The following is a 25,588-nucleotide window of genomic DNA, read 5'->3' on the forward strand; positions in this document are numbered from 1 at the left end:
GTAGGCGGCGTAGACCTTCTTCTTGTCGTGGCCGCCGCGCGAGAGGGTGAGGATCTCGAGCTGCTCGTCGGTGTAGCCCTCGATGAGCTTCTGCAGGGCGGGGGTGTTGAAGAACTTCTCGCGCAGTTCCTTGGCCCTGTAGTCGGCGAGGGCCTCGGCGGGTTGCGCGGCCGGGGCGGGTGCGGGGGCCGCCACCAGGGCGATGAGGCCGGTGGACTCGCCCAGCAGGCCCTCCAGCCGGGCGATGTGGACCTCGAGGTCGGTGGAGCGGCCCTCGGCGGTGGCGAGCATGAGCTGGATCGCGCTCACGCCCTCGGCCACGCTCGAGGCCAGCTCGCCGCTCCAGGGGCGCTGGCCGTCGCGCACGAGCACCAGCAGGTCCTCGAGCTTGTGCGCGAGCTTGCCGATGGGGGTGCAGCCTACGGAGTAGGCCGCGCCCTTGATGGTGTGCAGCGCGCGGAAGAGCGCGGTCACGTCGCCTTCCCCGCCCTCGCCGGCCAGGTGCTCCAGCGCGTTCTGGGCGGTGTCGAGGTGCTCGAGCACCTCGGGGGCGAAGAACTCCCAGATGTCGGGGTTCTCGCGGAAGAACTTGTGCAGCTCCTCGCGCAGGCTGGCGCTGTAGGGGGCGTCCTCCGGCGCCTCGTCCTCGCCCAGCTCGGCGTCGGGGTCGCCGGGGGTGTGCACCACCCAGGCCTCGGGGTTGGCGAAGGCCAGGTCGCGCAGCAGGGCGGAGGCCCCCAACCGGCTGAGGTTGAGCCCCACGTCGCCCTCCTGCCCCTTCTGGGCGATGCTGTCGAGCGCGTCGCAGATGCAGGCCGAGGCCAGCCCCACGAAGCGGGTGAGCTGGTCCTGCTGGTCGGGGGTGAGCCGGGGCGCGCCCTCGAAGAGGCGCTCGAGCAGCCCGGCGAGGCGGGAGAGCTGGGGGAAGTTGTACAGCCCCGCCGAGCCCCTAAGGCGGTGGGTCACGATGACCAGCGGCTCGAATTCCTGGCGGGCGAGGTAGTCGGGAATTTGCTCCAGCGCCAGCACGGCCTCCCAGGCTTCGGAGAGGAAGCTCTGGAGGAGTTCGGGTATCGGGCTTGACATGGCGTCCTTTAGGCCAGGCGGAAGCGGCTGAGGCTGCTCTGGAGCTGCTCGGCGAGTTTGCGCAACTGCTGCGCGGCTTCCTGCCCCTGCTGGCTCTCGCTCTGGGTCGATTGGGCGGTCTCGGCGATGCTCTGCACGGCCTCGTCCACGAGCTCGATGGACTTCACCTGCGACTGGGCGTAGCTCGAGATCAGCGCGGCCAGCCTCGACGACTGCTCGGCGAGCTGCGCGATCTCCTTGAGGCGGCCCTGGGCCTGCTCGGCGCTGCGGTACTGCTGCTCGACGGTGTAGGCGCCCTCGAGCACCGCGCTCACGGTGCGGTTGATCTCCTGCTGCACGTCGGTGACGATGTCGCTCACCTGGCGGGTGGCCTTGGCGGAGTCCTCGGCGAGCTTGCGGATCTCCTCGGCCACCACCGCGAAGCGCCGCCCCAGCTCGCCCGCGCCCGCTGCCTCGAAGGTGGCGTTGAGCGCGAGCAGGTTGGTCTGGGAGGCGAAGTCGGCGAGGGCGTCGGCGACCTCCGAGATCTGGGCCGAGCGGCTGGAGAGGCCCTTGATGCTCTCGGCGATGCCCTGCATCTGCTCGCGGATCTGCCGCATCCCGGCCAACGTCGCCTCCACCGCCTGCTCGCCCACGCGGGCGGCCTGCAGGGTCTGCTGGGAGGCCTCGGCCGAGGAGGAGGCGGTCTGCGCCAGGCTCTGCACGGTCTGGGCCACCTGGCGGGTCTGGCCGCGCACCTTGAGCACCTCCTCCGCCTGCGAGGCGGCGGCCTGCGAGACGTGCGCGGAGGTGTTGGCCATGCTGCGCGCGCCCTGGCTGACCTCCTGCGCGGTCTGCTGCACGTCCTGCAGCAGTCGCGCGATCTCCTCGGTCGCCAGGTTCACCGCGTCGACCACGCTGCCCAGAACGTCCTGGGTCACGGTCCCGCGCTTGGTGAGGTCGCCCTGCGCGATGTCCATGGCGACGCGCAGGAACTCGGCGATGTTGGCCTGGAGCTGCTCGCGCTCGTAGCGCTCGCGGTCGCGCTCCTCGGCGGTGCGCACCAGGCCGCGCAGTTGCACGATCGACTGGTCGAGGGTCTGGCCGAGCATCCCCAGCTCGTCGTTGGTCTTGACGTCGGTGGTTTCGGAGAGGTCCCCCTGACCGATGCGGGTGGCCACCTTCACCAGCCGGTTGACCGGGCGGAACAGCCGGCCGAGCAGGAAGGCCGCCACCAGCAGCACCGCCACCGCCACCACCGAGAAGCCCAGCGCCAGGGCCAGCGCGGTCTGGTTGGCCTTCTGCACGATCACGCTGCGGTCGATGCCCACGAACACCCGGCCCAGGCTGCCCACGATGGGGGCCTGGTGCTCGAGGATGTCGCGGTAGTCGCGGCCGATGATGTCGGTGTAGTTGACGCGGCGGGCCGGGAGGTCGGAGGCGCGGGCGCTGTCGATGACGGGCTGGGGGATGTAGGAGCTGCGGATGCTGCCGCCCTTGAGGCTCACGTGGGCGATGCTCGAGCCGAAGACCTGCCCGCCGGCGTCGAGCACGAAGATGTAGGTGACGTTGGGGATGGGGGCGAAGTCCTCGATGCGCTGCTGCACCGCGGCCTGGTTGCCCGCGAGGATGTCGTCGTCGATGCTCGAAGCGATCGAGCGCGCGATGGCCTCGCCCTTGGCGCTGAACTCGGCCTCCAGGCTCTGCTGCAGGGTGATGGCGCTGGCCACCGAGGCCGCCGCCAGCAGCAGCAGCAGCGGGAAGGCCAGCAGCAGCAGGATGCGGTGGCGGATGCCGAACCGGATCCTGGGGACCGCGCCGTAGAGCGTCGGGCGCGGGTCGGGCTTGGGCTTTTGTTTGGCCACTTGCATAGGCTCTCCCACAGGTTAGCTGGGCAGGCGGAAGCGCGAGAGGTTGGAGCTGAGCTGGTCGGCCAGCTTGCGCAGCTCCTCGGCGGCCTGGCGGCCGCGCTCGCTGTTGTCCTCGGTGGCCTCGGCGGTCCCGGCGATGGAGCGCACCGCCTGGCTCACGCGCTCGACGTTGTGCACCTGCTGCTGGGCCACGCCCGAGATGGCCTGCACGAGCTTGGAGGACTGCTCGGCCAGGTGGGCGATCTCCTTGAGCTGCTCGCTGGCCTCGGTGGCGATGCGGTAGCCCTGCTCCACTTCCTTCGTACCGCCTTCCACCGAGATCACCACGCCCTGGATCTCGCTCTGGATGCCCTTGATCAGCGTGCCTACGCGCTGGGCGGCCTGCGCGGAGGACTCGGCCAGCTTGCGCACCTCGTCGGCCACCACCGAGAAGCGCATCCCCGCCTCACCGGCGCCCGCGGCCTCGATGGCCGCGTTGAGCGCGAGCAGGTTGGTCTGCTTGGCGATGTTGGAGATGGTCAGCGCGATCTCCGAGATCTCCAGCGAGCGGTCGGAGAGGCCTTTAATGCTCTTGGCGATGCTCTGCACCTCGCGGCGGATGCTCTGCATGCCCGAGAGCGTGGCGGTGAGCGCTTCCTGGCCCTTCTGCGAGGCCTCGAGCGTCTTGGCGGCGGCCTGGGCCGAGATGCCCAGCGTGTCGGACATCTGGCGGATGGACTGGGTCACCTCCAGGGCCTGGCCCTGGGCCTTCTGGGCCTCGTCGGCCTGCACCTTGGCGCCCTCGAGCACCGCCGCGGTCACCTGGTTGAGCTGCTCGGCGCCCTGGTTCACGCGCTCGGCCACCTTCGCCACGTCCTTGAGCAGGTAGGCGATCTCCTCGACCGTGAGGTTCACGGCGTCCACCACGTTCCCCAGCACGTCCTCGGTCACCATGCCGCGCTTGGTGAGGTCGCCCTGCGCGATGTCCATGGTGACGTTGAGGAACTCGGCGATGTTCTGCTGGAGGATCTGGTTCTGGCGCATGGCCTCGGCGTCGGCCTCGGCCTTGGCCCGCAGCTGGGCCACGGCGTCGTTGAAGACCGCGCCCAGCGTGCCGATCTCGTCCTTACCCCGCACCTTCACCACGGTGTCGAGCTTGCCCTCGCGCAGGTCCATGGCGCCGCGCTCGAGCGCGGCCAGACGGCGCGTGGTGGCGCGCGTGATCGCGAACACCGCCAGCAGCGCCAGCAGCGTCGCCACCACCAGCGTGATCAACATGCTGCGCAGCGCCTCGCCCGAGCGGGCCAGCGCCGCGTTGTTGATCTCCAGGGCCAGCGCGTCGTTGGCGTTGATCAGCTCGCGCAGGTAGCCACGCAGGGAGATGTACTGGTAGGCGACTTCCTCGCCCAGCTTGAGGTCGGGCCGCCCGGCCTCGATGCTCTGGTAGAAGGCGTCGAAGGCCTTGCGGGCGCCGAGGTAGCGCTCGTTGACGGCGGTGAGGGCCTTCAGCTCGGCGTCCTGGAGCTCGACCCTGTTGCGCGACTTCAGCAGGGCGGCGATGTAGTTGTAGTTGCTGCCGCTCACCCAGTCCTGGTTGTAGCGGTCGATGATCTCGTCGGCGTTGCTGATGGCGCGGGCGGCCAGCTCCATCGCGGCGCGGCGCTCGCTGATGTCGGCCTGGGGCACACGCGCGCGTTCGACGTGGCGGATGAGGTCGGCGTAGTAGATCTCGGCCTTGTGGACGCTCGAGAGGCGCACCAGCATGCCGCTGTAGAGGTTGTCCAGGTCCGAGCGCATCGCCTGGAGGCCGCGCAGGCCCGAGAACACGATCCCGGCGGCACCGATGGCCATCACCAACACGATCAGGGCGATCTTCCAGATGAAGCGCAGGTTGCTCAGGAAGCCGCCGGAGGTGCCGCTCTTCTGGGCGGCGGGGGCGGGTCTGCGGGGGAAGAGACGGGGCAGAGGTTTCCGTTTGGCGGGCTGCATACGACGCTCCTGTTCAGGCCGTTTGGCCGGAGGGGGCGACGGCCCGGGTCGGGGCCGCCGGCGTGGGGTCGTGCGGGGGGCGGGTAGGGATCATGCGACTCTCCTTGGGGTCTACTCGAAGGAACGGCTCCAGTCCGTTGCCGAGGCCAGCAAGCCCCGGATGTCCGCCATGAGCGACTCGGGGTTGAGCACGCGGGCGGTGCGGCCCTGGAAGCTCACCTCGCCCAGGTAGAGCCCGGAAGCCCCCGGGCGCAGGCTCTGGAGCGGGGAAAGCCCCAGGAATTCGTCGATCACGAAACCCAGCACCTGTTTGCCGTAGCGCATGACCACCGCGCTCTCCCCGGTCGCTCCCGGCTGGCGCGAGATGCCCAGCACCCCCTTGAGGTCGAAGAGGGGCAGGATGCGCCCGCGCAAGTTGACCATGCCCAGCAGGGCCGGCGGGGCCAGGGGGATGGGGGTGAGCCGCTCCACCTCGAGCACCTCCTGGAGGTGGGTGACCTCCAGGGCATACAGGTCATTGGCCAGACGGAAGAACCCGGCCTGACGGACCTGGGTCTTGCTCACGACCATTCACTCCCGCTCAACAGCCCCTTGACCGCCTGCTTGAGCGAGTCGGGGGTGTAGGGCTTGGTCAGGTAGCCGTTGGCCCCCTGCCGCTTGCCCCACTCGATGTCGGTGGGCTCTCCCTTGGAGCTGATCACCAGCACCGGCAGGTTCTTGGTGTTCTCGTTGCGGCGCAGCCCCCGCAGCACCTCGTAGCCGTTGCGGCCGGGCATCACCACGTCCAGGAGGACGAGGTCGGGCTTCTCGGCCTCGATGCGGGCTTCGACGTTCTCGCTGCCCTGCACGAGCACGACCCGGTGGTCGCTGGCGAGGATGCTTTCGATGAGCTTGAGGTCGGCGAGGGAGTCGTCCACTGCGATGAGTTTGGCCATAACTGGGGTTCCTCCTGTGGGAAGTTGCACGCCCGGGCAGATCGGCGTATGGAGTGCGTGACTCGAGATCACCCGGCGTGATCACTCCAGATGTTAGGAGCGTGAGGGGGGCATCCCTGTGATGAATGCACAGAGCAACTTGGAATCCCGGCGGACGAGATCGGCTCTCGTGCTGCTGGGGCCCCTACGGGTGCGATGGCAGCCCGTTAAGTCCTCCGGCTCCCTCCGTAGATTGTGCCACAGCTTCCCTTATGTATGAGCGAAGTATAAAGATGAACCGAGTATAGATTTGGCCGAGCGAGGATCGGGAGGGCCGCCTCGCCCTCCCGCAAGGCGGAAGGACTCATACCGGGTTCAAAAAGACGATCGTCCAAACCGAAGACCCCCGGAGGCTATCTTTTCGGACCCCAGAGCACACCCCTCCCTGACGGGAGGCGAAGCAAGCGTATCCCTTCCAAGGGGCGGTATCGCCCTCCGCTACGCGGATAACTTCGGCCGGGTCGGCGGCGGGCTGACCGAACCGGGTATCAGCGGGCCAGCTCTTCCCGCAGCGCCGCGGCCTGTTGCCGGAGGGCGTTCAGGCGGTCGATCTGGGCCTGCAGGCTGTCGCGGGAAGCCTCCAGCCGCAGGCAGGGCTGGCGGTAGAGGGCGGTGAACTGCTCCTGGGTGCGCTCGAGCTCGACCTCGAGGGCCTCGTTCAGGGCCTTCTGCAGCTCAGAGCGCAGCACCCCCAGCCGCTCGCGCAGCTTGGCCTTGGCGGCGTCCTTGCGGCGCGGCAGGATCGAGAAGCCCAGCACCGCCACCAGCAGCCCGGCGAAGATGCCCATGAGGTCGAGGAGGAGCTTCTGGAAGATGAGCACCAGCAAGCTGCCCAGCCCCACCGCGCTGACCTCGACCAGCGCGGTGTGCTGCAGCGCCTCCTGGATGTGGTCCTTGAGGGCCAGCGCCTCGCGCTCGGGGACGAAGGAGCGCAGCGCGGCCTCGAGGTTGCCCGCGATGGCCTGCTGCTCGCCCGGGCTCTTGGCGCCCTGCAGGCCCGGGGCGTCGCGCAGGAGGTGCAAGGCGTCCTCGAGCAGCTCCCGGTCGCGCTTGGCGAGCCAGCCCAGCGCCTGCATCACCCCGCGCTCGACGTCCTGGTTGGCGTTTTTCACCACCTCGTCGAGGAAGCTCTGCTTGATCTTGGCGCTGCGGATGAGGTCGAAGAAGCGCCCCAGCCGCACCGTCTCGTCGAGCCAGGCCTCCCCCCGCTCCCGCACGCCCTCCACCACCTGCGTCACCAGCGCCACCTGCCCGGCGAAGTCGCGGCGGGTGCGCTCGGCGTGGCGGCGGGCGAGCTGGTCGAGGTCCGAGCAGGTGGCGAGCTGCTTCTTGATGCCCTGGAGCTCGGTCTCCAGCTCGGGCGCGGCCACCTCGGCCAGCCGCACGAGCACCCCCAGCGGCGAGCCCAGCTTGAGCGCCGCGGCCTCCTGCTTGAGCACCTGCCGGATGTGGGCCTCGAGCGCTGCCACCCCGCTCGCCTCGCGCTCCCCGGCCTTGGCCTGCCGCGCCGACACCCCGAAGACCTGCACGCGGCGGCCCAGGGTCTGCTCGCTCCCCTTGCGCACGAACTCGAGCACCTGCTCGCGTTCGGACGGGGTGAGCAGGTCGGTCTTGTTGACCACCAGCACGATCTTCTTGCCCCAGGCCCGGATGAGCTTCAAGAACTCCGACTCGCTGTGCGTGTAGGCCCGGTCGGCGCTGGTGACGAAGAGGATCAGGTCGGCGCGGGGCAGGAAGCGCTCGGTGAGCACCTGGTGCTGCGCCAGGATGGCGTTGGTGCCGGGGGTGTCCACCAGCCGCAGGTCCTGGAGGATGGGGTTGGGCAGGTAGAGGTGCGCGAGCTCGGGGCCCTGCGGCTCGTAGCGTGGCTCGAGCGCGTACCCGATGAGCTGGATGCGGTCGGTGGTCGGGGTCACGCCCTCCTTGAGCAACTCGCTGCCCAGAAGGGCGTTCAGGAGGCTGCTCTTGCCGCTGTTGAATTCCCCCGCCACCACCAGGAGGAAGGGGCCCTCGAGGTCGAGCAACGCCTGGCGTAGCGGGGCGACGTCGAGGGAGGTCCGGGCCAGGGCCTCGAGGCCCTGAGCCACCAAATCCCGCACTTTGTGAGCAATTTGTTGCGTTCGCGAATCGAGCATAGCGACGGGGCTCCGAGGGCCAGTATAGGCCACGCGGATGAGGGTTCGGCGTTGGGGGTGTAGGTCGATGGTCGATGGTCGATAGCTAAAACGCAAAACGCCAAACGCAAAACGCAAGACGCCTTTTCACCCCCCTTAGCAAGGGGGGCCGGGGGGGATAAAACCCTCCCCGCCCGCGGGGAGGGCTGGGGAGGGGTAAACCACGAGCCACTAGCCTCCCGCTGACGGCTGACGGCTACTGCTTCCCGCTCCCCCTAACCCATTCCCCGGATTGCCTCCACCGCCTGCGGGTTCTCCAGCGCCGAGAGGTCGCCGGGGTTCTGGCCCAGGAAGGCGGCGCGGATGACGCGGCGCATGACCTTGGCGTTGCGGGTCTTGGGGAGGTCGGTGACGAAGAGGAGTTTTTCGGGCTTGAGGGCCTTGCCCATGCGCTGCACGATCTGGTCGGTGATGGCTTTTTCCAGCTCTGCGCCGGGGTTGTGGCCGGGCTTGAGCACCACGAAGACCACCACGGTCTCGCCCTTGACCTCGTGGGGGACGCCGATGGCGGCGGCTTCCTTGACGGCGGGGTGTTCCACGGCGGCGCTCTCGTACTCGGCGGGGCCCACGCGCTTGCCTGCGACCTTGAGGGTGTCGTCGCTGCGGCCCTGGATGGTCCAGTGGCCTTCCTCGTCCACCACGGCCCAGTCGCCGTGGACCCAGATGCCCTCGAAGCGGTTCCAGTAGGTGTTCAGGTAGCGCTCGGGGGCGTTCCAGAAGCCCTTGGTCTGGCCCGGCCAGGGGCCCAGCACCGCCAGCTCGCCCACCTCCCCGACCACGGGCTTCCCCTCTGCGTCGAGCACGGCGGCGCGGATGCCGGGCACGGCGGTGTTGAAGCCCATGGGCTTGATGGGCTTGAAGGGCACGCAGCCCAGGATGCCCCCGCCGATCTCGGTGCCGCCGGAGTAGTTGATGATGGGCACGCGGCCCTGGCCCACGGTGTGGAAGAACCAGAGATAGGGCTCGAGGTTCCACGGCTCGCCGGTCGAGCCCAGCATCCGCAGGGAGGAGAGGTTGTGGCGCCGCACCGGCTCCTCGCCGAAGGGCACCAGCGCGCGCACCAGGGTGGGGGAGATGCCCAGGTGGGTGATGCGGTGGCGCTCGACCAGGCCCCACAGGCGTCCGGGGTCGGGGAAGTCCGGGGCCCCCTCGTAGAGCAGGACGGTGTTGCCCAGGGTGAGGGCGCCCAGGATGGCCCAGGGGCCCATCATCCAGCCCATGTCGGTGAACCAGAACAGCACCTCGCCCTCGCGCAGGTCGAAGCAGTGGGCCATGTCCTGCGCGGCCTTGAGGGGGAAGCCCGCGTGGTAGTGGACGGTGCCCTTGGGCTTGCCGGTGGTGCCGGAGGTGTAGATGAGCATGAAGGGGTCCATGCTGTCCATCGGCGCGTACTCGGCCTCCTCGGGCTGGCCGTTCACCGCCTGGTCCCAGGCCACCTCGCGCCCCTCCAACGCCGCCTCCCCGAAGCGTCGCACCACCAGCAGCCGCTCCACGCTGGGGGAAAGCGCGGCCGCCTCGCGGGCGGCCTCCAGCAGCCGCACCCTCGAGCCCCGGCGGTAGAAGCCGTCGGCGGTGACGATCAGCCGGGCTTCGGCGTCAGCCAAGCGGGTGGCGGCGGCGTCGGCCCCGTAGCCCGAGAACACCGGGATGAAGATGGCGCCGATGCGGGCGATCGCCAGCGCGGCCAGGGCGGTCTCGGGGATCATGGGCAGGAAGATGCCCACCCGGTCGCCCCGCCCGACCCCCAGCGCCTTGAGCGCGTTGGCGGCCTGGGCCACGCGGGCCTCGAGCTCGCCGTAGGACAGGCGGATCACCTGCCCGTCCTCGCCCTCCCAGATCAGGGCGATCGCGTCGGGCTTGGCACGGGCGTGGCGGCCTACGGCGTTGTAGGCCAGGTTGAGCCGGCCGCCCACGAACCACTGCGGCCACTGGGGGCCCTGCGAGGTGTCGAGCACGCGGGTGTAGGGCTGGAACCACTCGATCCCCATCTGCCCGAAGGCGGCCTCGAAGAAGGCCTCGGGCTGCTCGACGCTGTAGCGGTACAGCTCCTCGTAGCTGCCCAGGCCCAGCCGCTGCATGAGGGCCTCGAGGTGCGAGCCACGGGTGTACGCCTCGGTGGGGTGCCAGACCGGTTGTGTCATGGCCCAAGTTTATCGGCCCCCGGGGCCGGGGGATCAACGCTTGTAGCTACACCGCGGCCTCAAGAGCGGCGGCGGAACAGGGCGCGCAGCCCCTTGGGCTTTTCCTTCTCCTCGGGCTGGGCCGGCGGGGGCTGGTCGGGGGAGGCCAGCACCTGCAGGAACTGCGGGATGCTCCAGCGCTGCTTGGGGTCCTTGGACAGCAGGTTGCGCAGGGCCTGGTCGAGGCGGCGCGGCAGCGAGGTAGGGGGCGGGGCTAGGTGCAGGTGGGCGTGGGTCACGTCGTCGAGGGTCTCGGCGCGGAAGGGGCGCTTGCCGGTGAGCAGCTCGTAGGCCAGCACGCCGAAGGAGTAGGTGTCGGAGGCCTCGGTGGCCTCCTCGCCCGCGAAGAGCTCGGGGGCCATGTAGAAGGGGCTGCCGGCGCGCTCGAGCGGCCGCGGGTTGCTGCGGCTCTTGGCGACGCCCAGGTCTCCGAGCTTGAAGTCGGCGCCCTTGAGGTAGATGTTGGAGGGCTTGATGTCCTGGTGGATGATGCCCCGCTGGTGCAAGAACAGCACCACCTGCCCGATCTGCTGCAGCCCCCGCACCGCGTCGGGGAAGGCCAGGGGGGTCTTGCTGATGCGGTCCTCGAGGCTGCCCTCGGGGAAGTACTCCAGCGCCAGGAAGGCCCCGTCCCCCGTGGGTCGGCCCGCCAGGCCGCGCACCAGATGGGGGTGCACCAGGCTGATGGACAGCGAAACCTCCTGGGCGAAGCGCTCGCGCATCTGCGGGTTCTCCCGCACCTCGCGGCGCGGGATCTTCAGGGCCACGTTGACGCCGTTGGGCGCCTTCGCCAGGTAGACCTGGGCGGTCTGGCCCAACCCCAGCAGCATCTCCAGCCGGAAGTCCTTGCGGGTCAGGCGCGAGTAATCGATGTTCCCATCATTCAGCGGCATAATCCCCCGGAAATTCGGATCGCCCTCAGCTTAACCGGCCCGGCGTTACCATCCCGTTACAGCCTGCGGCTCTCGCCCGGGGCCAGGGCCACCCCCCCGACCCCCAGCAGCCCGGCGCGGGCCACGAAGGCCGCCCCGTCCTGGGCGATGGGCGGGAAGGTGTTGTAGTGGATGGGCACGACTTCCTTCGGCCGCAGCAGCTCGAGCGCCTTGAGCGCGTCGTCGGGGCCCATGGTCCAGTTGTCGCCGATGGGCAACAGCGCCAGGTCGAGGCCCATCTCGCCGATGAGCCGCATGTCGCTGAAGAGGGCGGTGTCGCCCGCGTGGTAGATGCGCTTGCCGCCGAACTCCAGCACCACGCCCATGGGCATGCCGCCGTAGGTGCCGTCGGGGAAGGACGAGGAGTGCCAGGCCGGGGTCCACTTGAGCCACCCTCCGTTAAACCTGTACGTCCCGCCGATGTTCATGGATTGCGCCCGGGCCCCGTGCTGCTGGGCGTAGGCGGCGATCTCGGCGGTGGAGACCACCAGACCGCCCTTCTTGGCCAGCGGGACGGCGTCGCCCCAGTGGTCGCCGTGGGCGTGGGTGATGAGGATCAGGTCGGCCTCGAGCTCGTCGGCCGAGATGGTGGCCTTGGGGTTGCCCGTGATGAACGGGTCGATCACGACGCGGGTGGTCCCGTCGCTCAAGTAGACCGCAGAGTGACCGATGTACCGGAGTTCTAGCATGACGTCTCACCCCCCGTGCGGCGGCCCTCGTTCTGTGGGCAGTTCATCCAGAACAGTATAAAGCCCGCGGCAGGGGCCTAGGGTTATAAATCTGTTCACCGCCTCACGGTTGAAGCTGGTTGAGCGCACGGTTTAGGGTGCGCTCGAAGGCGGCCTCGGCCATGCGTCGCAGGGCTTTGCCCCCCCACTTGTCGGCCGGGGGGACCTCGGCGTGCAGCCGCACCGTGATGCGGTAGCGCAGGTTCTCGCCCTCCACCCGCCCCTCCCCGGCGATCTCGGCCCAGTAGTCGGGGATGGGGGAGGGGAGGACGGGCTCGAGCTGCGCCGTCCCGATGCCCAGGACCAGCTCGCTTTCGAAGGGGAAGCGCAACTGCCCCAGCAGCGGCACGTCGGCCGCCAGCGCCCCCTGCAGCCGCAAGCCCTCGCGGGTCATGGTCTCGAAGGGGGGGCGCCCGCCGAAAACCTTCTCAGGCGCGTGCAGCAAAGCCTCGTCGCCGGGGATGGTCAGCTCGAAAGTGCGTTCGATGTTCATGGGCTTTTTGAGCGCCGCGGGTCAGTCCACCCACTCCACCCGCACCTGCCCGGCCTTCACCAACGCCTCCATGTCCTCGTCGGTGGCGTTGCGAAGCCGGGGGTACAGGGCGAAATTGCTGGCCGAGCGGGCCAGGCCTACCCGCACCACGATCACGTCCTCGGTCTCGGCCTTGCCGATGCGCCACACCAGGTTGTTGCCCAGGCGCTCGAGCAGGTCTTCCATCGTGCTATCCATCGCGTCCAGTGTGGGGGCTGGGGCGGGGGAGGTCAAGGGTGGGGTGTCGATAGTCAATAGCCGATGGTCGATAGCCGATAGCCGATAGTCGATGGCCGGACGCCGGGCGCGGGTCGTACCGCGGGTCGTACGTCGTACGCCCTACGCAATACGCAATACGCAAAACGCAAAACGCGAGAGGCTTTGGCCCTCGACCCTCGACGCCGGGTTCGCCCCTCAGTCCCTCACTTCCAGCAGTGCGAATTTGAGGTAATGCGTTTCTGGAACGCCCAGCAGGACTGGGTGGTCCCAGCCTTGGCCGCGGCGCTCGAGGACGCGCAGGGAGCGGTGGGCGTCGGCGGCGGCTTCGGCCAGGACCTCGTAGAACAGCGGCTCGGTGAGGTGGTGGCTGCAGGAGGCGGTCGCGAGGATGCCGCCTTCGCGCAGCAGCTTGATGGCCCGCAGGTTGACCTCCTTGTAGGCGGCGTAGGCCCGCTCGAGGTCGCGCTTGCTCTTGGCGAAGGCGGGCGGGTCGAGCACGATGAGGTCGTACTTGTGGCCCGCCTTCTCCTCCTGGCGCAGGAACTCGAAGGCGTTGGCCTCGACGGTGGTGAGCTCGAGGCCGTTGTGCCGGGCGTTGTCCTGGGCGCGGGCCAGCGCGTCGGCCGAGCTGTCCACCGCCGTCACCGAGCGGAAGCCCTGGGCGAGGTGCAGGGCGAAGGAGCCGTGGTAACTGAACACGTCGAGGGCCCGCTCCCCGCCGAAGCCGCGCAGCCGCAGCCGGTTTTCGCGCTGGTCGAGGAAGGCCCCGGTCTTCTGCCCGCTCAGGAGGTCCACGCGGTACTGCACGGGCCCCTCCTGCACCCACACCCCCTCGGGCACGCTGCCGAATAGGGGCTTGACCTCGAGCCCCAGCCCCTCGAGCGTGCGGGTGCGCTGGTCGTTCTTCGCCAGCACGCTCTGCACGGGGAGCCGCTCGATCAAGGTCTCCACGACGCGCGGCAGCAGGGGCTCGAGTGCCGCCGAGCCCGACTGCAGCACCACGTGCCCGGCGTAGTAGTCGAGCACCAGCGCCGGCAGGCTGTCGCCCTCGGCGTGCACGAGGCGGAACCCGCCGCCGGGCTCGGCCTCCACGCTCGCTTTGCGCAGCGCCAGGGCCCGCTCGAGGTTGTCGAGCAGGCTCCGCTCGGCGTCGTCGGTCGGGCGGTAGCGGAACGCCCGCACCGCGATCTCCGAAGCCGGGTTCCAGGCCGCCCAGGCCAGCAGGCCCTTAGGCCCGTAGACCGGGTACAGCCCGGCCTGCTCCGGCCCCTCGAGCACGTCCGAGCGATACACCCAGGGGTGACGGGCCAGCAAGCGGCTGGCCCCACGGGAAGAAACACGAACCTTCACCGGGGCAGTGTACGCCAAAAGACCGGGCGGCATGTGGCGTTAGGAGCTCAGTAATACCGGATTCAAAAAGATAATCACCCAAACCAAAGACCTTCAGAGGCTATCTTTTTGAATCCTAGAGCACTCCCTTCGGTCGGGTCAGTTCGTCCCCATTCGGGAACGAACTGACCGAATCTGGTATAAGCTTCAAGCTTTCAGCCGTCAGCTCGTGGCTCGCAGTTGACCCCTCCCCACCGGCGTCAAGGGTCGAGGGCCGAAGCGTTTTACGCCTTGCGTTTAGCTATCAGCTATCGACGTACCAACCCCCAATTCCTTATCACGTAACAATCGTTACATCAAAAATGCCGCAGACTGGTCGTGATGAAAACCACAAACTTTTCGGGCTCAGGGTCGGGTAAGATTGTCCGGGCTCCGCCGGAGAAGGGTGTCTCGGCGCGACCAGGGGCAGCGCTCTCAGCGCTCTCAGGAGGTCTCAGAATTCCCCCTTGGGCTATAGGCCTAAAAGCGCTGCCGTAGGGTATGCTATGCACCGTTGACGCCCCTTTTCATAAACCGCTACAATGCTGCGGGCGTTTACATGAGCCTTATTTCACGAAAGGAGGGAAAGTGGCTGGCCTAGGACTGATTAAAGACCTCGCCGAGCGGGAGCAAGCGCTCGCCAGGCAGCTCGAGGAGGCTAAACAAGCGGCGCAGGCCAAGATCAAGGAAGCCGAAGCACAGGCGGCTCAGATCGTGGCCCAGGCCCAGGAGGCCGTGCGCGAGCTCGAAGGCCGCATGAGAGCCCAGACCGCCGAGACGGTGGCGCGGCTCGAGGCCGAGGCCAAGGCGCGCGCCGAGGCCGAGGCGAAGAGCATCACGCAAGCGGCCGAGGCCCGCATCGAAGGCGCGGTGAAGCTGGTGCTGGGGGAGGTCCTCCCTTGATCGCACCGATGGAAAAACTGGTTGTGGCCGGGCCGCGTCGCCTGGCCCGTTCGCTGCTGGCCGAGCTCCAGCACGCCGGGGTGGTGCACATCGACCCCCTGCGCCCCGCCGAGCTCGGCGAGTTCCGCCTCACCCCGCAGGAGGAGAGCGAGCTCAAGCGCTGGGAGGCCATCGCCTCCGGCGCCGACCGCACCCTTGCCGTGCTGGGCGCGGTCCCGGCAGCCAATACCGCCTTCTCCGGCAGCCTCGAGGAAGCCGAGGCCCAGGTCAAGCCCTGGGTCGAGCGGGCCGACGTGCTCGGCCGGGAGCGCGGGGCGCTGGAGGAAGAGCTCCAGACCATCCAGCTCTTCGGCGCTGCTGCGCAGGCCCTCGCCGGGCTCACCCACGGCATCGACCAGAGCCCGCGCTTCGGCGTGATCCCCTTCCTGGTGGGCAAGGCCGAGGAACTCGGCCCCGTACGGGCCGCGCTCGAGGTCGCCCTGCAGGACCGCTTCCTGCTCGACTCCGCCCCCATGGACAAGCAGGTCGCCGCGGTGGTGGTGGTCAAGCGGCAGGATCTCGAGGCCGCCCGCAGCGCGCTCTCGCGCCTGGGCCTGGCCGAACTGCGCTTCCCCGGCGCCTACGCCAGCCTGCCCCTGACCCAGGTGGCCCGCCGCATGCGCGAACGCGAGAAGATCGCGCCCGAGGAACTGGCGGGCGTGCGTGAGGAGATCGCCAAGCTGGGCCGCGAGTCCCTGGCCCCGCTGCAAGCCCTCCTTACCCGCGCGCGCGATGAGGTGCTGCGCTACAAAACCGCCTCCGACCTCGCCGCCGGCAAGTACGGCATGGCCCTGATGGGCTGGGTGCCCCAGGACGCCAAGCCCAAGGTCGAGGAGGCGCTGAGCAAGCTGCGCGACCAGATCGTCTACACCTTCGAGCCCGTCGACGAGCACCACGAGGCCGACCAGGTGCCAGTGACCCTGAAGAACCCGGCCTGGGCCAAGCCTTTCGAGCTCCTGCACGGCTTCCTCAACACCCCCAAGTACGGCTCCTACGACCCCACCCTCAACATCGCCCTCTTCTTCCCGCTCTTCTTCGGCATGGTGGTGGGCGACATCGGGATGGCGCTGTTCTTCGGCTACCTGGCCTGGTTCTTCGGCAGCCGTGCCCGCCAGGGCAAGGGCGTGCTGATCCCGCTGGTCAACGCCCTCATCACCCCGCCGGTGGGCCGCGACATCTCCAAGCTGCTCACCTGGATGGCGGTCTCGGCCGGCGTCTGGGGCTTCCTCTACGGCGAGTTCTTCGGCACGCTGTTCGAGCGGCTCAAGCTGCCCGGCCTCAACGGCGGCACGCTGTTCTACCCCAACGACGGCGAGCACCACGGCATCTTCCCGATCCTGCTCAACCGCCTCGACGTGGCCGAGACCTCGACCCTCCTGATCGTGGTCTCCCTGGCGCTGGGCATTCTCCAGCTCTTCTACGCCTTCGGCCTGCGGGCGTACATGGGCTTCAAGCACCACCACACCTCGCACATGTGGGAAGGCATCGGCTACCTCGCCGGCCTCACCGGCATCGTGGCCTTCGCCTACACCTTCCTCACCGGCGTGGGGGCCCCCATCACCACCTTCATCCTCATCGCCGGCCTCGCGGTCTTCGCGGTGGCGATGTTCCAGGTCGCCCGCAGCCTGGGGGCCATCATGGGCTACTTGGTGATGCCCATCGAGCTGCTGGGCAAGGGCGGCCAGATCCTCAGCTACATCCGTATCTACGCGGTGGGCCTGGCGGGGGCGGTGCTGTACAAGCTCGCCAACGACGCGGGCTTCGCCATGGCCGACCAGCTCGGGCCCATCGGCATCGTCATCGGCTTCCTGGTGGGGGCGATCATGTTCGTCCTGATCACCCTGATCACCATCATGGGGCACGTGCTCCAGCCGATCCGTTTGCTGTGGATCGAGTTCGGCAACAACTACGGGTTCTTCGACGAGGTGGGCCGGGCTTACCGTCCCTTCAAGTCGGTTCGTGACCAATAAGTTCATCTTGCGCACAAGCGCGAAAAGGAGTGACGTGATGCTGAAGAAAGTTCTCTCGATCATCGGTGTGGCGCTCTTGGCTGTGGCTTTCGCTGCTGAGGAAGGGGCTGTCGCGGCCTCGTCCTTCGCCGCCATCGGCAAAGGTCTGGCGCTGGGCCTGGGCGCCTTGGGCACCGGCGTAGCCCAGTCGGCCATCGGCGCCGCGGCGCTGGGGGCCGTGGCGGAAGACCGCCGCAACTTCGGTACCGCGCTGATCTTCTTCCTGCTGCCCGAGACGCTGGTGATCTTCGGCTTCGTGGGCCTGTTCCTCATCAGCTAGGTGCGCGTGGCCCATGGCGCGGTGCGCGGGGCGTGCGGCCCACGGGCCGCACCGTCTGCCCCCGGGCCATGGGCGAAGGAGTTGAAACATGTCGAAACTTGAGGACATCCTCCAACAGGAAGTTCTCGCCGAGATCGCCGAGGTCACCAAGGCCGCCGAGGCTCGAGCCGCCGAGATCATCAGGGCTGCCCAGGAGCAGGCCGAGGCCCTCAAGGCCAACCGGCAAAAGCAGTTGGAGGCCGAGCACGCGGCCGCCGTGCGGCGCGCCGAGAGCGCGGGCGAACTGGTGCTCAACCAGGCCCGCATCCAGGCCCGGGGCCAGGTGATCGACCGGGTGCGCGCCGAGGCCACCAAGGCGCTGGCCGACCTCCAGGCCCAGGCCAACTACGGCGACGTCCTGGTGAAGCTGGCCGAGGAGGCCCTGCGGGGCCTGGGCCAGGCCGAGGCGCTGGTGGTCAACCCCGCCGACGCGGCCAAGATCGAGCCCTGGGTCAAGGCCAAGGGCCTCGAGCTGCGCACCGACCCCGGCCTGCGCTACGGCGTGCGCCTGGTGGCCGCCGGCGGCAAGAGCATGGTGCAGAACAGCCTGGCCGAGCGCCTCGAGCGCGCCTGGGACTCTCTGTCGGCCAAGGCCGCGAAAGCGATCTGGGGGTAGGCATGGCGGCTGGCTACGCCTACCTCAACGCCCGCGTGCGCTCCCGGCGCAGCCAGTTGGTGGGCGAGGGCTTCTTCCAGCAGGCCCTGAGCGCCTCCTTCTCCGACTTCGTGCGGCTGCTGGGCGAGACCGTCTACGGCCCCGACCTCAAGGGCAGCAGCCTAGGCGACGTCGACCGGGCGGTGTCGGGCCACTTCGGCCGCACCGTGGGCGACCTGCCGGGCCTGGTCACGGGCGAGCTGCGCGAGGTCGTGAGCCTGCCGCTGCTGCGGGCCGACCTGGTCAACCTCAAGGCCATCCTGCGCGGCAAGATGACCGGCAAGAGCGCCGAGGAGATCAAGGCCACGCTGGTGGGGGGCACCCTGCCCGAGACCCTGGTCAACAGCATGCTCCAGGCCTCCGACGCCGCGAGCGTCGCCCAGATCCTGCAATTGCCCGGCAACCCGCTGGCCCGCGCGCTGCGCAACGCGGTGCAGGGCAGCCCCGACCTGCTGGCTTTGGAGGTGGCCCTCGACCGCGAGTTCTTCGCCGCGGCGCTGGCCAAGGCCAAGAAGCTGCGCGAGCGCTTCCTGGCCTCCTACTTCGCCCTCGAGGTCGACGCCACCAACCTGGCGACGGCCTTCAAGCTGCAGGCCCTGGGCGCTCCGGCCAACCTCGAGGCCTACTTCATCCCCGGCGGCACCCACCTCTCCATGACCGCCTTCAGCCGCATCGCGCAGGGCGACTTCGCCGCGATGGACACCCTCAACGCGACCCCGCTGGCCCCGGCGGCCTCGGCCCGCACCCTGGGCGACCTCGAGCGCGCGCTGCGCAAGATCCTGCGCGAGAAGGCCCACCAGGGCAGCCTCGACAGCCTGGGCCCCGGCCTGGCGCTCGACTACATCCGCACCAAGGAGTGGGAGGCCGCCCGCATCCGCCTGCTGGCGCGCCGGGCCTACTACAACCTCCCCGCCGACGCGGTGGAGAAGGAGGTGATGGCGTGAAGATCGGAGTGCTGACCGACGCCGAGACCGCCTCCGGCTACCGCTTAGCCGGCCTGGAAGCGGTGACCTCGAGCAAGGAGGAAGCCGCCCGCAAGCTTGCCGAGATGGTGCAGTCGAACGCCTACGCCCTGATCGCCGTGGACGAAAGCCTGCTGCCCGACCCCAACCGGGCGGTCGAGCGCATCATGCGCGGCCGCAGCACCCCGGTGCTGCTCTCGCTTCCCAACCTGCTCGAGGCCTTCAGCGGCGGCGGCGACGCCAAGCTCTACATGCGCCAACTGGTGCGGCAGACCATCGGGTTTGACATCAAACTATAAGCCAGTGGCCGATGGCTAATCGCCAATAGCTAGAACAAAGCCCTTGCTACGAGCTATAAGCTATTAGCTATCAGCGAGACTCCACCGACAAGGAGGAACACAGTGGGAGTCATCAAGAAAATCGCAGGTCCAGCGGTGATCGCCGAGGGGCTCGAGGGCGCGAAGATGTACGACATCGTGCGCGTCGGCAACGAGAAGCTCGTGGGCGAGATCATCCGCCTGGACGGCAACGAATGCTTCATCCAGGTCTACGAGGACACCAACGGCCTGCAGGTGGGCGAGCCGGTGGTCTCGACCCAACTGCCCCTGGCGCTCGAGCTGGGGCCGGGCCTGCTCAACGGGATCTTCGACGGCATCCTGCGCCCGCTGGACAAGATCCAGGAGGTCTCGGGCATCTACATCTCGCGCGGCATCGAGGTCAGCTCGCTCGACCGCACCAAGAAGTGGAGCTTCACCCCCATGAAGCGGGTGGGCGACAGCGTGCAGGGCGGCGACGTCCTGGGCACCGTGCCCGAGTTCAGCTTCACCCACAAGATCCTGGTGCCCCCGGACAAGGCCGGCCGCATCACCAGCATCGTGGGGCCCGGTGAGTACACCATCGACGACACCATCGCCGAGCTCGAGGACGGCACCAAGCTGCGCCTGGCCCACTTCTGGCCGGTGCGCAAGCCGCGCCCCTTCACCCGCAAGCTCGACCCCAACGAGCCCTTCCTCACCGGCATGCGCATCCTCGACGTGCTCTTCCCGCTGGCGGCGGGCGGCACGGCGGCCATCCCCGGCCCCTTCGGCTCGGGCAAGACCGTTACCCAGCAGTCCATCGCCAAGTTCGGCGACGCCAACATCGTCGTCTACGTCGGCTGCGGCGAGCGCGGCAACGAGATGACCGACGTGCTGGTGGAGTTCCCCGAGCTCGAGGACCCCCAGACCGGGCGCCCGCTGATGGAGCGCACCATCCTCATCGCCAACACCTCCAACATGCCCGTGGCCGCCCGCGAGGCCTCGCTCTACACCGGCATCACCATCGCCGAGTACTTCCGCGACCAGGGCTACAAGGTCTCGCTGATGGCCGACTCCACCAGCCGCTGGGCCGAGGCGCTGCGCGAGATCGCCTCGCGCCTGGAGGAGATGCCGGCCGAAGAAGGCTACCCGCCCTACCTCTCCTCGCGCCTGTCGAGCTTCTACGAGCGCTCGGGCAAGGTGACGACCCTGGCCGGGGAGACCGGCGCGGTGTCGGTGATCGGCGCGGTGAGCCCGGCGGGCGGTGACTTCTCCGAGCCCGTCACCCAGTCCACCCTGCGCATCACCGGCGGCTTCTGGGCCCTCGACGCCCAGCTCGCGCGCGCCCGCCACTTCCCGGCGATCAACTGGGCCCGCTCCTACAGCCTCTTCCTGGGGATCCTCGAGTCCTGGTACCGCCAGAACGTGGCCCCCGACTACCCCGAGGTGCGCGGCCAGATCATCACCATGCTCCAGCGCGAGGCCGAGCTGCAGCAGGTGGTCCAGCTCGTGGGCCCCGACGCCCTGCAGGACGCCGAGCGCCTGAGCCTGGAGATCGGCCGCATCGCCCGCGAGGACTTCCTGCAGCAGAACGGCTACGACCCCGTCGACGCCTCGTGCTCGATGGCCAAGGCCTACGGCATGATGCAGATGATCATCGCGCTGTACAAGCAAGGGGAGGCCGCCTTGGCCCGTGGCGCCACCATCGCCGACTTCCTGGGCGACCCCATCATCGAGAAGATGGGTCGTGCCCGCTACGTGCCCGAGGCCGACTTCCCCGCCTATAAGGCCGAATTCGACGCCCAGGTTCAGCACGCCTTCCTGGGCAGCGTCAAGGCTTGAGGAGGTGTGGTAGATGCTTAAGAGAGAATACACCGCCGTCACCTACGTCTCGGGCCCGCTTTTGTTCCTCGAAGGGGCCAAGGACCTGGCCTACGGCGCGATCGTCAACATCGACGACGGCACCGGCCGCGTGCGCGGCGGCCAGGTGATCGAAGTCTCCGACCAGTACACCGTGCTCCAGGTCTTCGAGGAGACCTCGGGGCTCAACCTCGAGCGCACCACCGTCTCGCTCGTCGAGGACGTGGCGCGCCTGGGCGTGAGCAAGGAGATGGTGGGCCGCGCCTTCAACGGCATCGGCCGCCCCATCGACGGCCTGCCCCCCGTGGTGGCCGAGAAGCGCCTGCCCATCAACGGCGCGCCCATCAACCCGGTGGCCCGCGAGAAGCCCGAGGAGTTCATCCAGACCGGCGTCAGCGCCATCGACGTCAACATGACGCTGGTGCGCGGGCAGAAGCTGCCTATCTTCTCCGGCTCGGGCCTTCCCCACAACGAGCTCGCCGCCCAGATCGCCCGCCAGGCCAAGGTGCTCGGCGAGGGCGAGGGCTTCGCGGTGGTCTTTGCCGCGATGGGCATCACCCAGCGCGAGGTGAGCTACTTCCTGCAGGAGTTCGAGCGCACGGGCGCCTTGAGCCGCTCGGTGCTGTTCCTCAACAAGGCCGACGACCCCACGGTCGAGCGCCTGCTCACCCCCCGCATGGCCCTCACCGCCGCCGAGTACCTCGCCTTCGAGCACGACTACCACGTGCTGGTCATCCTCACCGACATGACCAACTACTGCGAGGCGCTGCGCGAGATCGGCGGGGCCCGCGAGGAGATCCCCGGCCGCCGCGGCTACCCCGGTTACATGTACACCGACCTGGCCTCGCTCTACGAGCGCGCCGGCGTGGTGCACGGCAAGAAGGGCTCGGTCACCCAGATCCCCATCCTCTCGATGCCCGGTGACGACATCACCCACCCCATCCCCGACCTCACCGGCTACATCACCGAGGGCCAGATCTTCATCGCCCGCGACCTGGCGCAGCAGGGCATCTTCCCGCCCATTAACGTGCAGCCCAGCCTCTCGCGGCTGATGAACAACGGCATCGGCAAGGGCAAGACCCGCGCCGACCACAAGGAACTCGCCGACCAGCTCTTCTCCAGCTACGCCCGCGGCATCAACCTGCGCCGCCTGGTGGCCATCACCGGTGAGGACGCCCTGACCGAGATGGACAAGAAGTACCTGCGCTTCGCGGACAACTTCGAGAAGAAGTTCATCAACCAGGGCCAGCAGGAGCGCTCCATCGAGGAGAGCCTCAACATCGGCTGGGCCCTCCTGGCCGACTTCCCGGCCTCCGAGCTCAAGCGCATCCGCAAGGACTACATCGACCAGTTCCACCAGAAGACGGGCAAGCTGGAAGAGTTGGTGGGAGTGTAGGGATGCCGCCGAACGCCACACGCCGAACGCCGAACGCCAGAACCAAAGGCGTTAGGCGTTTGGCGTCGGGCGTTGGGCGCACCGGAGGTGCACATGGCTGAACAAGTCTCACCCACACGATCGACGCTCCTGGCCAAGCGCGACCAGCGCCGCCTGGCCCTGCAGGGTGCGGACCTGCTCAAGAACAAGCGCGACGCCCTGATCGGGGAGTTTTTCGCCCTGGTGCAGGACTCGCTCAAGGCCCGCGAGGCCCTGAACAAGGCGGCCAAGGACGCCTACTTCAGCCTGCTCATCGCCAAGGCCTTCGACACCCCTGAGGCGGTGGAGTCACTCTCCGGCGCTCCGGTGAGCGTGCACATGGAGGTCGAGAGCCTTTACGGCGTGAAGGTGCCCCGCATCAGCACCCCCGAGGGCAGCGGCGGGCTGGCCTTCAGCCCCATCGGCGTGGGCTCCAAGACCCTCGAGGCCGCCGGCGCCTTCCGCGCCCTGGCCGAGGCGGTCATCGAGGTCGCCAACACCGAGAACCGCCTGCGCCGTATCGGCGAGGAGATCAAGAAGACCAACCGGCGCGTCAACGCGCTCGAGCAGATCTCCATCCCCGAGATCAACGAGCAGATCAAGTTCATCTCCGACACCCTCGACCAGCGCGCGCTGGAGGAAGTGACCACCCTCAAGCGCATCAAGGCCAAGCTCGAGCAGCGCGAAGCCCAGGAACAGGGCATCATCTCGGCGCGGCTCGAGAAGGGTGCGGGTCTGTAGCTGTCCTAAGTTATCCGAATCACCCCAAAAGGGGTGATTTTTCTTGATTGCTCTTTGGCATTCCTGTACTATCAGGCACAAGTGAGAGCTATCTGAAGTGATCAGTATGACTAACTTGATGCTGCGTTTCTTCCTAGGTCTGTTTATAGGGGTCACTCTCAACGCTTGCAATCCCGGTTCTGGCTCCGATTCTGATTCCCCTCAAATCAGCTTTGAGGTGAGGATTGGCAGTGTGAACTTCGATCCGGCCGTATTCGGTACCTCGAAAAACTCCTACTCTCAAATGAAGGAGAAATGGGAGGGGGTCGTCAGAAGGCTCAAGGGTCACAAAGAATCATTGTTTATAGCTGAAACAACAGAGAAGGTAAACTTCTGGGTTTCTTTTCTTGTTGATGGGAAACCCCCGGCCTCCGATGTAGAGATCATGGTTTCTGGTTCTTCAGGCGAATATGACAGCCCGTTGGTTTACGCCGAGAACCTCGCGTGGGATGATTTTATTCTGTTGCCAAGCCTGGGTTTGGGGGAATATCAGCTCGAGGCGAAGTACAGAGGAGTATCGAAGAAAGCGACTGTTAGCCTCACTGACGCCTCGCTAGGCATACCACAAAACCTCTCAGCTAGAGCAAGCAACAGTGCCTTGAGCGCAATCTGGGACGAAGTACCGGGAGCCGAGTCTTATATTTACCTGATTTATGACTTGACCGCACAAGAGTTTGTCTACGCTGATGCTGTTATAGATAACCAGGTAGGGTTTAGTTCGGGTAGCCTGAATCTAGATAACGGTAAACGTTATGAGCTCTGGCTAATTGCGGCTAGCTGGAATGCTACTGTGTCTAGGGACAGAACAACTGTTCCACCTAAGGTAGCTAACATGTCAGTGACTACAACTCCGCTTATAGTGGGCCAGCTGCCACTTGAAGGCCCTACTATACCCCCGCCGCTATTAGCAGAACCCGGTGGCAAGGTAACGGGTACGCTTGAACTCAAGAACCCCAATAACTCTCCAGTGAGTTACGCTATTAGACCCGCACCCGATGCCAAACAGGTAGCACTTGTGTCTGGAGGATCGGGAGTTGTTCCCCCACTGGGTACTTCGAAAGTCGAATTTGAGCTGACTTGCTTATCGAACGAAGGAGACCAGGGTTCATCATTGATATTTCGCCATGCTGGCCAAGATGCTTGGCTGCCTCTCTATCTGAAATGCTACTTCCCCCCCCAGATCACCTCCTTTAAGGCTAACCGTACTGTTGTCAATGCTGGTGATCCAGCGGTTCTGTCTTGGCAGACCTCTGGATCGGAACCTCGATACTTAACCCTCACACCGTATAACCCTCCTTATCAGTTGGTGGTGAGCGTAACTGGTCAGAGTGAGATCACCCTCTGGCCAACCTCAACAACTGAATATAGTTTGACTTTGACTAATCCTAGGGGTAGTGTTACCGAGAAATTGACAATAGATGTCAACCCGCTCAAGGTTACAAAGGTGTGGGAAAAACCTAATGGCGGATACTTCAGCCAACATCCATTCTCCGCATCGGGTCAGCAACTCGCCATCGTAAAAGACGGGATACTTCAGATCATCGATACGCAAACTGGAAATCCGTTAATTGCGCACAATCTGGGTGCCAATACCATATACGACTGGAGCCCAACTGGTGAAGATCTTGTGTACTATAGTGACCAGGATAAGAAGGTACATGTTATTAATGCGCTTACGGGATTTGAATCAAATAGCTATTTGACAGAAGCAGGAATCGGAGGTATTCATTGGGGATCCAATGGGAAAATACTGATGTCGACTTATGATAACAGGCTAATTATTTGGAGCCCCAGTGACTCCACTTCCAATACCATAAACCTTCAACTGAATGGCAGCTCTATTCAGGGTGTGCCTAACTGGAGCCCAGACGCTAGCAAGATCGCCTTGGGTGATGGGCAAAATATAAGAATTCTCGATGGAGCAACAGGATCGGAACTAAAGAAGATATTTGCTAGTGGGCTCTGGATTTCCTGGAGTCCTGATGGGAAACTCTTGGCAACAAAACATGGTGTGCTAGACGCTGCTACAGGGAATCCGCTAGCCTCTAACTCTGAAGGCATTAACTCAGACTATGCCGCTTTCCTACCTGACGGTGTGCGGATCTTGGCAGGTAAGTATCCGGATGTACTTGTGTATTCGGCTTATAGCGGGCAAAACCTATGGAGGGTTCAAGGTAGTGCACGCTATGGTGCAACCGTAGCCATTTCTCCTGACGGAACATTAGCTTTGCTTGGATGGCAGAACGATGGAAATGGTACTGTCGAAGCTTATCGCGTTGGTTACAACTCACCCTAGAATATTCATTCGGCTCGAGAAGGGCGCGGGTCTGTAGGCCGGAG

The 25,588-nt window shown here is 66.7% G+C and carries 22 protein-coding genes; 10 read left to right on the top strand and 12 right to left on the bottom strand.

The features are described from left to right. From MEICH_RS0112355 to MEICH_RS0112410, 12 genes are all read right to left on the bottom strand, one after another. On the bottom strand, nucleotides 1-1,086 hold a 1,086-nt coding region (locus MEICH_RS0112355), incomplete at its 3' end, for an Hpt domain-containing protein (RefSeq protein WP_027892878.1). 8 nt (nucleotides 1,087-1,094) lie between these two features. Further along, nucleotides 1,095-2,936, bottom strand: coding sequence for a methyl-accepting chemotaxis protein (locus MEICH_RS24910; RefSeq protein WP_051304132.1), 1,842 nt, complete (start codon nucleotides 2,934-2,936; stop codon nucleotides 1,095-1,097). Nucleotides 2,937-2,951: 15 nt separating this feature from the next. Next, complete coding sequence (locus MEICH_RS0112365) at nucleotides 2,952-4,904, bottom strand: methyl-accepting chemotaxis protein (protein WP_027892879.1); 1,953 nt, start codon at nucleotides 4,902-4,904, stop codon at nucleotides 2,952-2,954. Nucleotides 4,905-5,015: 111 nt separating this feature from the next. Continuing rightward, a complete protein-coding gene (locus MEICH_RS27210; protein ID WP_051304133.1) occupies nucleotides 5,016-5,474 on the bottom strand; it encodes a chemotaxis protein CheW in 459 nt (152 codons plus the stop codon). After that, nucleotides 5,465-5,839, bottom strand: a complete 375-nt coding sequence (locus MEICH_RS0112375; RefSeq protein ID WP_027892880.1) for a response regulator — start codon at nucleotides 5,837-5,839, stop codon at nucleotides 5,465-5,467. Before MEICH_RS0112375 ends, MEICH_RS27210 begins: the two co-directional genes overlap by 10 nt. A 527-nt stretch (nucleotides 5,840-6,366) precedes the next feature. Next, the gene (locus MEICH_RS0112380) at nucleotides 6,367-7,977 is read right to left on the bottom strand and encodes a dynamin family protein (protein WP_338025489.1); all 1,611 of its coding nucleotides are present in this window, start codon (nucleotides 7,975-7,977) and stop codon (nucleotides 6,367-6,369) included. A 290-nt stretch (nucleotides 7,978-8,267) separates the two neighbouring features. Then, entirely contained in the window at nucleotides 8,268-10,193 is a 1,926-nt protein-coding gene (locus MEICH_RS0112385) for an AMP-binding protein (RefSeq protein WP_027892882.1), read from the bottom strand. A 59-nt stretch (nucleotides 10,194-10,252) separates the two neighbouring features. After that, nucleotides 10,253-11,125, bottom strand: coding sequence for a serine/threonine-protein kinase (locus tag MEICH_RS0112390; RefSeq protein WP_051304134.1), 873 nt, complete (start codon nucleotides 11,123-11,125; stop codon nucleotides 10,253-10,255). A 56-nt stretch (nucleotides 11,126-11,181) separates the two neighbouring features. Further along, on the bottom strand, nucleotides 11,182-11,853 hold the full coding sequence (locus MEICH_RS0112395; RefSeq protein WP_027892884.1) for a metal-dependent hydrolase: 672 nt from the start codon (nucleotides 11,851-11,853) through the stop codon (nucleotides 11,182-11,184). Nucleotides 11,854-11,956: 103 nt separating this feature from the next. Next, a complete protein-coding gene (locus MEICH_RS0112400; protein ID WP_027892885.1) occupies nucleotides 11,957-12,385 on the bottom strand; it encodes a DUF3809 family protein in 429 nt (142 codons plus the stop codon). Between the two features lie 21 nt (nucleotides 12,386-12,406). After that, nucleotides 12,407-12,622 carry a DUF3248 domain-containing protein gene (locus MEICH_RS0112405; RefSeq protein WP_157202761.1) on the bottom strand — a complete coding sequence of 72 codons (216 nt, stop codon included), beginning with the start codon at nucleotides 12,620-12,622 and terminating at the stop codon, nucleotides 12,407-12,409. 216 nt (nucleotides 12,623-12,838) lie between these two features. Then, nucleotides 12,839-14,026 (bottom strand): 23S rRNA (cytosine(1962)-C(5))-methyltransferase, encoded by a 1,188-nt coding sequence (locus MEICH_RS0112410; protein ID WP_420804466.1) that lies wholly within the window; start codon nucleotides 14,024-14,026, stop codon nucleotides 12,839-12,841. A 573-nt stretch (nucleotides 14,027-14,599) separates the two neighbouring features. Here MEICH_RS0112410 and MEICH_RS0112415 point away from each other — a divergent pair. From MEICH_RS0112415 to MEICH_RS28750, 10 genes are all read left to right on the top strand, one after another. After that, entirely contained in the window at nucleotides 14,600-14,914 is a 315-nt protein-coding gene (locus MEICH_RS0112415; RefSeq protein ID WP_027892888.1) for a V-type ATPase subunit subunit G family protein, read from the top strand. 8 nt (nucleotides 14,915-14,922) lie between these two features. Further along, on the top strand, nucleotides 14,923-16,923 hold the full coding sequence (locus tag MEICH_RS0112420) for a V-type ATP synthase subunit I (RefSeq protein ID WP_051304135.1): 2,001 nt from the start codon (nucleotides 14,923-14,925) through the stop codon (nucleotides 16,921-16,923). A 37-nt stretch (nucleotides 16,924-16,960) separates the two neighbouring features. Beyond that, nucleotides 16,961-17,242 carry a F0F1 ATP synthase subunit C gene (locus MEICH_RS0112425; protein WP_157202762.1) on the top strand — a complete coding sequence of 94 codons (282 nt, stop codon included), beginning with the start codon at nucleotides 16,961-16,963 and terminating at the stop codon, nucleotides 17,240-17,242. 88 nt (nucleotides 17,243-17,330) lie between these two features. After that, nucleotides 17,331-17,897, top strand: a complete 567-nt coding sequence (locus MEICH_RS0112430; RefSeq protein WP_027892891.1) for a V-type ATP synthase subunit E — start codon at nucleotides 17,331-17,333, stop codon at nucleotides 17,895-17,897. A gap of 2 nt (nucleotides 17,898-17,899) precedes the next feature. Beyond that, nucleotides 17,900-18,880 (top strand): V-type ATPase subunit, encoded by a 981-nt coding sequence (locus MEICH_RS0112435; protein ID WP_027892892.1) that lies wholly within the window; start codon nucleotides 17,900-17,902, stop codon nucleotides 18,878-18,880. 2 nt (nucleotides 18,881-18,882) lie between these two features. Further along, a complete protein-coding gene (locus tag MEICH_RS0112440) occupies nucleotides 18,883-19,197 on the top strand; it encodes a V-type ATP synthase subunit F (protein WP_218022872.1) in 315 nt (104 codons plus the stop codon). A gap of 102 nt (nucleotides 19,198-19,299) precedes the next feature. Beyond that, nucleotides 19,300-21,036 (top strand): V-type ATP synthase subunit A, encoded by a 1,737-nt coding sequence (locus MEICH_RS0112445; RefSeq protein ID WP_027892894.1) that lies wholly within the window; start codon nucleotides 19,300-19,302, stop codon nucleotides 21,034-21,036. Between the two features lie 13 nt (nucleotides 21,037-21,049). After that, a complete protein-coding gene (locus tag MEICH_RS0112450) occupies nucleotides 21,050-22,450 on the top strand; it encodes a V-type ATP synthase subunit B (RefSeq protein ID WP_027892895.1) in 1,401 nt (466 codons plus the stop codon). Nucleotides 22,451-22,543: 93 nt separating this feature from the next. Then, entirely contained in the window at nucleotides 22,544-23,209 is a 666-nt protein-coding gene (locus MEICH_RS0112455; protein WP_027892896.1) for a V-type ATP synthase subunit D, read from the top strand. 118 nt (nucleotides 23,210-23,327) lie between these two features. Continuing rightward, nucleotides 23,328-25,544 (top strand): WD40 repeat domain-containing protein, encoded by a 2,217-nt coding sequence (locus tag MEICH_RS28750; RefSeq protein WP_157202763.1) that lies wholly within the window; start codon nucleotides 23,328-23,330, stop codon nucleotides 25,542-25,544. The last annotated feature ends 44 nt before the right edge of the window (nucleotides 25,545-25,588 follow it).

The organism is Calidithermus chliarophilus DSM 9957 (genome assembly GCF_000430045.1).
GTDB classification, from domain to species: Bacteria; Deinococcota; Deinococci; order Deinococcales; family Thermaceae; genus Calidithermus; species Calidithermus chliarophilus.